The organism is Pseudomonas grandcourensis, assembly GCF_039909015.1.
Lineage (GTDB): Bacteria > Pseudomonadota > Gammaproteobacteria > Pseudomonadales > Pseudomonadaceae > Aquipseudomonas > Aquipseudomonas grandcourensis.
The window spans coordinates 1,662,603-1,675,614 of record NZ_CP150919.1 but is presented as its reverse complement, the minus strand read 5'-3'; the positions used below and the strand labels follow the sequence as shown (position 1 = coordinate 1,675,614).

General features: G+C 61.8%; 1 protein-coding gene. It reads right to left on the bottom strand.

Annotation, left to right across the window (positions count from 1 at the left end):
* Window positions 1-52: 52 nt before the first annotated feature.
* Complete coding sequence (locus AABM52_RS07385) at window positions 53-12,490, bottom strand: retention module-containing protein (protein ID WP_347911129.1); 12,438 nt, start codon at window positions 12,488-12,490, stop codon at window positions 53-55.
* Window positions 12,491-13,012: the final 522 nt, after the last annotated feature.

Sequence of the window (13,012 nt, the reverse complement as noted above, 5' to 3'; positions counted from 1 at the left end):
AAAAACCCGCCCCCCTTCACAGGGATGGCGGGTTTCTCAGTGGGTTTTCAGCTCACACCGTATCCACCTTCAACGAATGATCGTTGAGCATGCCGTTGATGATGGTCGCCGTGTCATGCCCGCCTGCGATCACCCCTCCTGCCCCCGGCGTTACACCGTAATGACTGGCGAGATCGACGCCGGCCAGGTCGATGGTCTGGTTCGGCGCGGCGCCGGCCATGGCGCTGACGTCGATGCTGGTCACGGTCGACGGCCCGCTGCCGGTGACGGTGAAGTGCAGGTAGTCATCCAGCGAAGCCGTGGTGCCGTTTTCCCCTTGCAGCAGTTGCGACAGGTCGAGCTTGTCGGTGCCGGGCGTGAAGTCGGTGATCAGGTCATGGCCACTGTTGTCCTTGAGCCACTGGAAGGTATCGGCCCCCGTCCCGCCGGTCAGGTTGTTATTGCCCAGGCCACCGATCAGCAAGTCATCGCCGCCCCCGCCCCTGAGGATGTCGTTGCCAAGCCCCCCATTGATCACGTTGTTGGTGGTGTCTCCGGTCAGGGTGTCGTTGAAGTTCGAGCCGATGAGGTTTTCGATACCGGTCAGGGTGTCAGTGCCGGCACCGAGAGTGTTTTGTCCACCGAGCAGGCTGAGGTCAACCGTCACCCCGGCCGTGGCGTGGGCGTAGCTTGCCGTGTCGATACCCGTGCCGCCATCGAGGATGTCAGTGCCCTGGCCGCTGAAGAGCAGATCATTGCCGGCACCGCCATGCAGTTCGTTGTTGCCGGAACCGGCAGTGAGCACATCGTTGCCGTCGCCGGCATTGATGATGTTGTTGCCCGTGCCCGCCACCAGTACGTCATCCCCGCTGGTGCCGGTGAGGGTGTGGCCGTCCTGATAGCTGATGGTCAGGTTGGCCGAGTCGCTGCCGCCGTGGTTGTCGTTGGCGGTGTAGGTGCCATGGTAGTCCGTGGTGACGTCGTGTGCTCCGGCGTAGTTGACGGTCATGGTCAGGTCGTAGTTTTCTGCCCCATTCTTATTGCCACCACTGGCGTTGGCGATGTTGGTCACGTGGATCTGGTAAGTGCCATCCGCGCCTGCGGTGATGGTGCCACCATCGGCGATGCTTACGAACGCCCCACCATTGAGCGAATACTCCATCGTGATGTGCCCGGCACCCAGGTCGTGATTGAGGTTGAGCGTTTCACCTTGATTCAGCTTGACCGTGATGAGGTCTTCATTGTTGCCATTGGAGTTGTTCACTGCGCCGAGATAGCCACTGACCACCAGCAGCGCCGTCATGGTCGCCGTATTAGCCGCAAAGGCGTTGCGCACGTTGGCCAGACTCTTGTTGGCAGCGATGTTATCGGAACCGGCGAAGTCGATCGCGCCGGTGCCGGTGAAGTCCGAGCCTTTCACGGCCCAGCCGGTGTTGAACGAGGTGGGTGTTGCCGAAAGTTGGTCGCCATTGGGATCGGTGTCGTTGGCCAGCAACAGTTCGCCCGGCACCACGATGTTGCTCGACAGCACGTTGGTGATGACGTGGTCGTCCACCGCCACCGGAGGCGCGTTGGGAATCACTTTCACGGTCAGCGTAGAGCTGGTGAGGTCGCCATCGTTGTCGCTGACGGTGAAGCCGATGTTTTCGGTGATCAACACCGACGTGGTTTTCTGCGAGGTGTAGTTGTAGTCGCCAGTGTCGAGATTGATCACCAACGTGCCGCTGTTGTTGGTGGCGATGCTCACTGTGTTGTTCACGGTGTTGAAGGTGCCGTGGTTGGTGCCGCTTGGCGTCAACGAACCCTGACCGCTGAGGGCTTTTGGATCGTAGGTGTAGGTGGTGCCGTCGACCACGATGGATTTGATGAAACCGCCATCAGCGCCAAACGTGCCGCCCTCACCCAGCAACGAACCGGTGACCGGTGCGCCGACCACGGTGCCGGACAGCACCGAGTTGAGTTGGTTGAGGTCGGTGACCACCACCGCATTGGTGTTGGTGTGGCTGTTGCCGTCATAGGCCAGCGGATCGAGGTTGGCGTTGCTCACGCCGCTGCCCAGGCCGATCGCGTAGTTCTTGATGTTGTTGGCATCGAGGAAGGCTTTCAGCGCGGTTTCGTCGGCGGTGCCGATTTCCTGGCCGGTAGTGGGCTTGCCGTCGGAGAAGAAGTAGCCGACGTTTTGCGCACCGGTCAGTTTGCCCGAGGTGTTGAACGCGGTCTGCATGGTTGCCACGGCCGCGTCGTAGTTGGTACCGCCGTTCGCATTGAGGCCGGCGAGCAGTAACTTGGCGGTCGCTACATCGACCCACACCGTGGTCATGTCGGTGGCGCTGCTGCTAAAGGTGACGAGCTGCACTTTCACATCACCCAGGTCATCGTATTTATCCAGCAAGGCACTGATGGCCTGCTTGGCCAGGGCCAGGCGCGACAGACTCGCGCCCGATGTGTCAAACACGCCTGAAGCGTCGGCCATGCTGCCGGAGACGTCGAGCACGATCAGCAGGTTGGAATCGATCTCCACCGCCGCCACCGAGCGATCCGTTGCCACCACCTTGGGCAGGTCATCGACAATGTTGACCACGATGGTGCTGGTGCTGCTGTTGCCCAGCGCATCGGTGGCTTTGTAGGTGAAGCTTTCACTCAGGCTGTTCGGCCCGTCGTTGGCGTTCGGCAAGGTTTTCGGTGCCGAGGTCAGGGTGTAGGTGTAGCTGCCGTCGGGGTTGATCAGAATCTGCCCGTAGGTGCCGGTGGCGCTGCCGACCAGGGTGTAGGTGAGCGCGCCGCTGGCACCTGAGACCGAACCGACCAGGGTCCCGGAAGCGGTTTCGCCCGTATTGCCCGGGTCGCTGCCGGTGACCGTACCGGCGGCCAGGTCCTGGCCATCCTGGCTCAGGTCGAGGGCTTTTTCGTAGACCGTCACGTCGCTGTCGGGGTTGGCCTTGATCGCGCTGTTGGCGACGTCGATGGTGATGGTGGTGGTGCTTTCATCGCCATCGGAATCACGCACGGTGTAGGTGAACGTGTCAGTGGCGCCCGAATCGCCGACGGAATTCTGGTTGCTGTGATACACCGCGTTGCCGTTGGCATCGAGGGTCAGGTAGCCATAGGTTCCGTTAATCTGGCTGCCCAGCCCGCCGATGGCCGACGTCAAGGTGTTGCCGCCGGCACGCACGCCGACCACTGTCGCCGGACCATCGGCACCGCTGACGTCGTTGCCCAGCACACTGATGTTGACGGTGCCGCCCTCCACTACCGACGACGAGTCAGGTTTAGCGCTCGGCAGGTCATCGATGATGTTGACGTTGATCTGCCCGGTCGCGCTGTCGCCATCGGTGTCGGTGGCCACGACGTTGAAGTTCTCGGTGAGGCTGTTGGCACCGTTGGCCGTTGCATGGGATTCGTTATCGTTGAGGGTGTAGCTGTAGCTGATCACCCCGGTGGTGGCGTTGAACCCGGTGATGGTCAGGTTGCTGCCCAACGGCGTGACGGCGGTTTGCGGGAAGCCGGCGACCACGCCACCGCTGATGACCGTGATGCCGCCTACGGTCAGGGTTTGCAGGCCATCAAGGGCGGTCACGGTGAAGGTACCGCTCTGGGTCAGGGCCGGTGTATCCGGGTTGCTGCCGTCGCTGAGGTTTTTTTCGTAAACCGTCAGCTCACCGCCATTCACGTTCAGGCCGTTTAGGACCACCGGATCGTCGTTGTTGTGGATCTGCAGCACCAGGTTCGCGGTGCTGCTGTCGCCGTCGGAATCAGTGAGGGTGTAGGTGAAGGTTTCGGTGCCGTTACCGCCGCCGTGCAGGGCTTTGAAGTCGGCATCGCTGGTGCTCAGCGTGTAGGTGTAAGTGCCGTTGGCATTCAGCACCAGGGTGCCGTAGGTACCGGTGAAGGTGCCGGGGGTGATCGGGCCGGCGTTTCCACCGACCGTCACGCGGTCAGCGCCTTGCACGTCGTTGCTCAGTACGTTGCCATTGAGGGTCAGCAAGGTTTCCGAAGCGGTACTGGCGTTGCTGTCGTACACGCCTTTTGGCAGATCGTCGACGATGTTCACGTCGAGGCTGCCCGTGGCAGTGGTGCCGTTGTCGTCGACCACGGTCACGGCGAACTGTTCAGGCAGGGTGTTGGCGCCGTTGGCAGTCGGGTGCGCTTCGTTGTCGTTGAGGGTGTAGCTGTAACTCACCACGCCGGTCGCCGCGTTGAACCCGGTGATGGTCAGCGTGCTGCCCAATGGGGTGGTGACCGATTGCGGGAAGCCCGCCGTCACGCCAGCGGTGACCACGGCGATGCCGCCCACGGTCAGGGTGGTGACGCCATCGAGGGCGGTGATGGTGAAGGTGCCGTTCTGGGTCAGGGCTGGTGTATCCGGGTTGCTGCCGTCGCTGAGGTTTTTTTCGTAAACCGTCAGCTCACCGCCATACACGTTGAGGCCATTGAGGACCACTGGATCGTCGTTGTTGTGGATTTGCAGCACCAGGTTGGCGGTGCTGCTGTCGCCGTCGGCATCGGTGAGGGTGTAGGTGAAGGTTTCGGTGCCGTTACCGCCGCCGTGCAACGCCTTGAAGTCGGCATCGCTGGTATTGAGCGTGTAGGTGTAAGTACCGTTGGCATTCAGCACCAGGGTGCCGTAGGTGCCGGTGAAGGTGCCGGGGGTGATCGGGCCGGCGTGTTCACCGAGCGTCACGCGGTCGGCGCCTTGCACGTCGTTGCTCAGCACGTTGCCGTTGAGGGTCAGCAGGGTTTCCGAGGCCGTCGAAGCATTGCTGTCGTACACGCCTTTTGGCAGGTCATCGACGATGTTCACGTCGAGGCTGCCCGTGGCAGTGGTGCCGTTATCGTCGACCACGGTCACGGCGAACTGTTCAGGCAGGGTGTTGGCGCCGTTGGCGGTCGGGTGGGCTTCGTTATCCACCAGGGTGTAGCTGTAACTGACCACGCCAGTTGCCGCGTTGAACCCGGTGATGGTCAGGGTGCTGCCCAGCGGTGTGGTGACCGATTGCGGGAAGCCCGCCGTCACGCCAGCGGTGACCACGGCGATGCCGCCCACGGTCAGGGTGGTGACGCCGTCCAGCGCGGTGATGGTGAAGGTGCCGTTCTGGGTCAGGACTGGTGCATCCGGGTTGCTGCCGTCGCTGAGGTTTTTTTCGTAAACCGTCAGCTCACCGCCATACACGTCGAGGCCGTTGAGGACCACTGGATCGTCGTTGTTGTGGATTTGCAGCACCAGGTTGGCGGTGCTGCTGTCGCCGTCGGCATCGGTGAGGGTGTAGGTGAAGGTTTCGGTGCCGTTACCGCCGCCGTGCAACGCCTTGAAGTCGGCATCGCTGGTATTGAGCGTGTAGGTGTAAGTACCGTTGGCATTCAGCACCAGGGTGCCGTAGGTGCCGGTGAAGGTGCCGGGGGTGATCGGGCCGGCGTGTTCACCGAGCGTCACGCGGTCGGCGCCTTGCACGTCGTTGCTCAGCACGTTGCCGTTGAGGGTCAGCAGGGTTTCCGAGGCCGTCGAAGCATTGCTGTCGTACACGCCTTTTGGCAGGTCATCGACGATGTTCACGTCGAGGCTGCCCGTGGCAGTGGTGCCGTTATCGTCGACCACGGTCACGGCGAACTGTTCAGGCAGGGTGTTGGCGCCGTTGGCGGTCGGGTGGGCTTCGTTATCCACCAGGGTGTAGCTGTAACTGACCACGCCAGTTGCCGCGTTGAACCCGGTGATGGTCAGGGTGCTGCCCAGCGGTGTGGTGACCGATTGCGGGAAGCCCGCCGTCACGCCAGCGGTGACCACGGCGATGCCGCCCACGGTCAGGGTGGTGACGCCGTCCAGCGCGGTGACGGTGAAGTTGCCGCTCTGGGTCAGGGCTGGTGCATCCGGGTTGCTGCCGTCGCTGAGGTTTTTTTCGTAAACCGTCAGCTCACCGCCATACACGTTGAGGCCATTGAGGACCACCGGATCATCGTTGTTGTGGATCTGCAGCACCAGGTTGGCGGTGCTGCTGTCGCCGTCGGAGTCGGTGAGGGTATAGGTGAAGGTTTCGGTGCCATTGCCACCGCCGTGCAGGTTTTTGAAGTCCGCATTATCAGGATCCAGCGTGTAGGTGTAGGTGCCGTTGGCATTGAGCACCAGGGTGCCATAGGTACCGGTGAAGGTGCCTGGGGTGACCGGGCCGGCATCCGGGCCGATGGCGACTTTATCGGCGCCGATCACGTCGTTGCCGAACACATCGCCGCTGAGGCTTGGCACTGTCTCCGAGGCGGTGCCGAGGTTGCTGTCGTTCATCGCTTTGGGCACGTCATCGACAATGTTCACCACGATGTTGCTGGTGACAATGTTGCCCAACGAATCTGTGGCCTGGTAGGTGAAGGTTTCGTGCATCACGTTCGGGCCGTCATTGGCGTGCGGCGTGGTGCTCGGTGGCGTCGTCAGGGTGTAGGTGTAGGTGCCGTTGGCGTTGAGCTGAATCTGCCCGTATACCCCGACATCGCTGCCGACCAGGGCGTATGTGATCGCGCCGACTGCATGGGTGACCGAACCCACCAACGTGCCGGACGCGGTTTCGCCCGTACTGGTCGGATCGCTGCCGGTGACCGAACCGGGCACCAGGTCCTGGCCGTCCTGGTTCAGGTCGAGGGCTTTTTCCAGAACCGTCACGTCGTTGTCGCTGACGGCTTTCAGGCAGCTGTTGTAGACGTCGATGGTGATGGTGGTGGTGCTTTCGTCACCATCGGAATCGCGCACGGTGTAAGTGAACACATCCACCGCGCCGGGACCGCTTACTGCGTTAGGCGTGCTGTGATACACGGCGTTGCCGTTGGCATCGAGGGTCAGGTAACCGTAGGTGCCGGTGATGTGGTCACCGAGCCCGCCGATGGCCGAGGTTGATGTGTCGCTACCGGCACGCACACCGACCACCGCCCCAGTGACAGCCGGACCATCAGCCCCGCCGATGTCGTTGTCCAGCACATTGCCGCTGACCGTGCCGCCCTCCCGCACCGAATCCGCGTCGGGATTGGCGCTCGGCAGGTCATCGATGATGTTGACGTTGATCTGCGCGGTCGCACTGTCGCCATCAGTGTCGGTGGCCACGACGTTGATGTTCTCGGTCAGGCTGTTGGCGCCATCGGCAGTCGGATGGGCTTCGTTATCGTTGAGGGTATAGCTGTAGCTGATCACCCCGGTGACCGGATTGTAACCGGTGATCGTCAGGGTGCTGCCCAGTGGCGTGACGGCGGTTTGCGGGAAGCCGGCGGCCACGCCACCGCTGACGACCGTGATGCCGCCCACGGTCAGGGTTTGCAGGCCATCGAGGGCGGTGACGTTGAAGGTACCGCTCTGGGTCAGGGCCGGTGTATCCGGGTTAGTGCCATCGCTGAGATTTTTCTCGTAGACCGTCAGCTCACCGCCATACACGTCGAGGCCATTGAGGACCACCGGATCGTCGTTGTTGTGGATCTGCAGCACCAGGTTCGCGGTGCTGCTGTCGCCGTCGGCATCGGTGAGGGTGTAGGTGAAGGTTTCGGTGCCGTTACCGCCGCCGTGCAGGGCTTTGAAGTCGGCATCGCTGGTGTTGAGGGTGTAGGTGTAGGTGCCGTTGGCATTCAGCACCAGGGTGCCGTAGGTGCCGGTGAAGGTGCCAGGGGTGATCGGGCCAGCGTTTTCACCAATAGTCACGCGGTCGGCGCCTTGCACGTCGTTGCTCAGTACGTTGCCGTTCAACGTCAGCAAGGTTTCCGAGGCGGTGCCATTGCTGTCGTACACGCCTTTTGGCAGATCGTCGACGATGTTCACGTCGAGACTGCCCGTGGCAGTGGTGCCGTTGTCGTCGACCACGGTCACGGCAAACTGTTCAGGCAGGGTGTTGGCGCCGTTGGCAGTCGGGTGCGCTTCGTTGTCGTTGAGGCTGTAGCTGTAGCTCACCACGCCGGTCGCCGCGTTGAACCCGGTAATGGTCAGCGTGCTGCCCAGTGGGGTGGTAATCGATTGCGGGAAGCCCGCCGTCACGCCAGCGGTGACCACGGCGATGCCGCCAACGGTCAGGGTGGTGACGCCGTCCAGCGCGGTGACGGTGAAGTTGCCGCTCTGGGTCAGGGCTGGTGTATCCGGGTTGCTGCCGTCGCTGAGGTTTTTTTCGAAAACCGTCAGCTCGCCGCCCTCAACATTCAAACCGCCAATCGTGATCGGATCGTCATTGTTGTGGATTTGCAGCACCAGGTTGGCGGTGCTGCTGTCGCCGTCGGAGTCGGTGAGGGTGTAGGTGAAGGTTTCGGTGCCGTTGCCGCCGCCGTGCAATGCCTTGAAATCGGCATCGCTGGTATTGAGGGTGTAGGTGTAGGTGCCGTTGGCATTCAGCACCAGGGTGCCGTAGGTGCCAGTGAAGGTGCCGGGGGTGATCGGGCCGGTGTTTTCACCAATCGTCACGCGGTCGGCGCCTTGCACGTCGTTGCCCAGCACGTTGCCATTGAGGGTCAGCAGGGTTTCCGAAGCGGTACTGGCGTTGCTGTCGTTCACGGCGTTGGGCAGGTCGTCGACGATGTTCACGTCCAGCGAACCGGTGGCAGTGGTGCCGTTGTCGTCGACCACGGTCACGGCGAACTGTTCAGGCAGGGTGTTGGCGCCGTTGGCATTAGCGTGCGCTTCGTTGTCGTTGAGGGTGTAGCTGTAGCTGACCACACCGGTCGCCGCGTTGAACCCGGTGATGGTCAGGGTGCTGCCCAGCGGCGTGGTGACTGATTGCGGGAAGCCCGCCGCCACGCCAGCGGTGACCACGGCAATGCCGCCCACGGTCAGGGTGGTGACGCCATCCAACGCGGTGATGGTGAAAGTGCCGTTCTGGGTCAGGGCTGGTGTATCCGGGTTGCTGCCGTCGCTGAGGTTTTTCTCGAAAACGGTGAGCTCGCCGCCCTCAACATTCAAACCGCCAATCGTAATCGGATCATCGTTGTTGTGGATTTGCAGCACCAGGTTCGCAGTGCTGCTGTCACCGTCGGAGTCGGTAATGGTGTAGGTGAAGGTTTCGGTGCCGTTGCCGCCGCCGTGCAACGCCTTGAAGTCGGCATCGCTGGTGTTCAGCGTGTAGGTGTAAGTGCCGTTGGCATTCAGCACCAGGGTGCCGTAGGTGCCGGTGAAGGTGCCGGGGGTGACCGGGCCGGCGTTTTCACCAATAGTCACGCGGTCAGCGCCTTGCACGTCGTTGCTCAGCACGTTGCCATTGAGGGTCAGCAAGGTTTCCGAAGCGGTACCGGCGTTGCTGTCGTTCACGGCGTTGGGCAGGTCGTCGACGATGTTCACGTCCAGCGAACCGGTGGCAGTGGTGCCGTTGTCGTCGACCACGGTCACGGCGAACTGTTCAGGCAGGGTGTTGGCGCCGTTGGCATTAGCGTGCGCTTCGTTGTCGTTGAGGGTGTAGCTGTAGCTGACCACACCGGTCGCCGCGTTGAACCCGGTGATGGTCAGGGTGCTGCCCAGCGGCGTGGTGACTGATTGCGGGAAGCCCGCCGCCACGCCAGCGGTGACCACGGCAATGCCGCCCACGGTCAGGGTGGTGACGCCATCCAACGCGGTGATGGTGAAAGTGCCGTTCTGGGTCAGGGCTGGTGTATCCGGGTTGCTGCCGTCGCTGAGGTTTTTCTCGAAAACGGTGAGCTCGCCGCCCTCAACATTCAAACCGCCAATCGTAATCGGATCATCGTTGTTGTGGATTTGCAGCACCAGGTTCGCAGTGCTGCTGTCACCGTCGGAGTCGGTAATGGTGTAGGTGAAGGTTTCGGTGCCGTTGCCGCCGCCGTGCAACGCCTTGAAGTCGGCATCGCTGGTGTTCAGCGTGTAGGTGTAAGTGCCGTTGGCATTCAGCACCAGGGTGCCGTAGGTGCCGGTGAAGGTGCCGGGGGTGACCGGGCCGGCGTTTTCACCAATCGTCACGCGGTCAGCGCCTTGCACGTCGTTGCTCAGCACGTTGCCATTGAGGGTCAGCAAGGTTTCCGAAGCGGTACCGGCGTTGCTGTCGTTCACGGCGTTGGGCAGGTCGTCGACGATGTTCACGTCCAGCGAACCAGTCGCGGTGGTGCCGTTGTCGTCGACCACGGTCACGGCGAACTGTTCAGGCAGGGTGTTGGCGCCGTTGGCATTAGCGTGCGCTTCGTTGTCGTTGAGGGTGTAGCTGTAACTCACGACACCAGTCGCGGCGTTGAACCCGGTAATGGTCAGGGTGCTGCCCAGCGGCGTGGTGATCGATTGCGGGAAGCCCGCCGCCACGCCAGCGGTGACCACGGCAATGCCGCCGACGATCAGGGTGGTGACACCGTCGAGTGCAGCGACGGTGAAGGTGCCGCTCTGGGTCAGCGCCGTGGCATCCGGTGCGCTGCCGTCGCTGAGGTTTTTCTCGAAGACGGTGAGTTCGCCGCCATCAACATTCAAACCGCCAATCGTGATCGGATCGTCATTGTTGTGGATTTGCAGCACCAGGTTCGCGGTGCTGCTGTCACCGTCGGCATCGGTGAGGGTGTAGGTGAAGGTTTCGGTGCCATTGCCGCCGCCGTGCAATGCCTTGAAATCGGCATCGCTGGTATTGAGGGTGTAGGTGTAGGTGCCGTTGGCATTCAGCACCAGGGTGCCGTAGGTGCCAGTGAAGGTGCCGGGGGTGATCGGGCCGGTGTTTTCACCAATCGTCACGCGGTCGGCGCCTTGCACGTCGTTGCCCAGCACGTTGCCATTGAGGGTCAGCAAGGTTTCCGAAGCGGTACCGGCGTTGCTGTCGTTCACGGCGTTGGGCAGGTCGTCGACGATGTTCACGTCCAGCGAACCGGTGGCAGTGGTGCCGTTGTCGTCGACCACGGTCACGGCGAACTGTTCAGGCAGGGTGTTGGCGCCGTTGGCGGTCGGATGGGCTTCGTTGTCCACCAGGGTGTAGCTGTAACTGACGACGCCGGTTACCGCGTTGAACCCGGTGATGGTCAGCGTGCTGCCCAATGGGGTGGTGATCGATTGCGGGAAGCCCGCGGCCACACCAGCGGTGACCACGGCAATGCCGCCTACGGTCAGGGTGGTGACGCCGTCAAGTGCAGCGACGGTGAAGGTGCCGTTCTGGGTCAGGGCTGGTGCGTCCGGTGCGCTGCCGTCGCTGAGGTTTTTCTCGAAGACGGTGAGCTCGCCGCCCCCAGCGTTCAATCCGCCAATCGTGATCGGGTCATCGTTGTTGTGGATTTGCAGCACCAGGTTGGCAGTGCTGCTGTCACCGTCCGAGTCGGTGAGGGTGTAGGTGAAGGTTTCGGTGCCATTGCCACCGCCGTGCAGGGCGTTGAAATCGGCATCGCTGGTGTTCAGCGTGTAGGTGTAGGTGCCGTTGGCATTGAGCACCAGGGTGCCGTAGGTGCCGGTGAAGGTGCCGGGAGTAATTGGTCCGCTGTTTTCACCGAGCGGCACCCGGTCGGCGCCTTGTACGTCGTTGCCCAATACGTTGCCATTGAGCGTGAGCAAGGATTCCGAGGCGGTGCCATTGTTGTCATCAACTGCTTGCGGCACGTCGTCGATGATGTTGATTGTCACTGTGCCGGTAGTGCTGTCGCCATTGCTGTCGCTGGCCACCACGGTGACGTGTTCGACAAGACTATTGGCACCCTCGCCGCTCGCGTGGGATTCGGTATGGTTGAGGGTGTAGCTGTAACTGACCACGCCCGTGGCCGGGTTGTAACTGGTGACGGTCAGCGTGCCGCCCAACGGGGAGGTTAGCGACTGCGGGAAACCTGCCGCCACGCCACCGCTGATCAAGTTGATCCCGCCGATGCTGAGGCTGCTCAGCCCGTCTGGCGCATTGATGGTGAAGGTTCCGCTTCGCGTCAGCGAGCCTTCGTTCCTCGCCGAGCCGTCGGTCAGGTTGGCTTCATTGACCGTCCGCTCGCCATTCTGCTGCGACAGGCCGTCGAAGGTCACCGGATTGTTCGGCACCTGCGGAACCACCGGCGGCACCACAGACGGCACCACAGGGGCTTCGGCCGCAACAGTGTTGTCCGGATTAGCGTTCAGGCGTTCTTCGGGAAGTTCGGGGATGCCATTGAACCCGGCAGTGGGGAAGCCGATGACCGGATCGACTCGCCCGCCCACTTCTTCGAGCAGGACGAAACTATGGCCGCTGCCCGCGATGCCACCCGGTACACCGGCAGTCGTGGTAGGCCCCGCAGCGGTGGCTTCAGCGGTTTGGGTCGGGTCGTCGCCCGCCGCGATGGCTTTTTGCAGCTTTTCGACATCGGTCAGTTGCGCTTCGCTCGGCGTCAGCGCTTCAGGTGAATCCACATGGGGAATCTGATTGGCGAGCAGCTGCGGCGTCATCTGCATGCTGCTGTCGCGCCCGAGGGTCAGTTCCTGGCCATTTTGCAGATGCACCGCCACCGCGCCTTCAGCGCCAGTGGTCAGTTGGTCGCCAGCGAACAGCCGGTCTCCCTCGACCAAAGCACGCCGGGTGCCGTCGCTCGCAACTGCGAACACCTGACCGATGACCTTACTGACGATTCCGATGAGCGTTGCCATGTGCACTTCCTCCGCTGCCAACCGCTGTCGGCACCTTGATTGTGCGAAGAACGTGCTCATGGCTCGAGCGGGTTGTCTGGCGGATCGTGTTCCGGGTGCCGGTTTACTTGAGTAAGCCGTGGCCCCGGCACCGATCTCGCCCAGCCAGTCGCTCACGGCGCTGTTTACGATTTCGGGAAAACCCCTCTGCAATCAATGGCATCGGATCCCTGTGCGCAACAACCTTGCCTGTGAGCGATGCGTAACGATCTTGAATCACTCAAGTGACAAAAAACCGTCACCACTAGATCGCTCGCGTCCCTCCCCTCCAGCACTTCTCCGCTCTTTGTCGATAAGTGGATTGGAACTTTCCTAAAGCCCTCGATGAGCGCCCTAGAGCTCGTAAAACAAGGGCTTTCGAGTTGAACAATGTGCTGGATTTCGCATACCGCATAAGTTTTTTTTGACATAAGCGTTATGAAAAAAATTTCTTAGCTACGCTCCAGAATGTTCTTAGCTCTGTTGTTAAAGATGTGAAACAAC

Excerpts from the sequence above, each read along its gene's own strand:
- AABM52_RS07385 (WP_347911129.1), bottom strand. The coding sequence starts at position 12,490 with ATGGCAACGCTCATCGGAATCGTCAGTAAGGTCATCGGTCAGGTGTTC.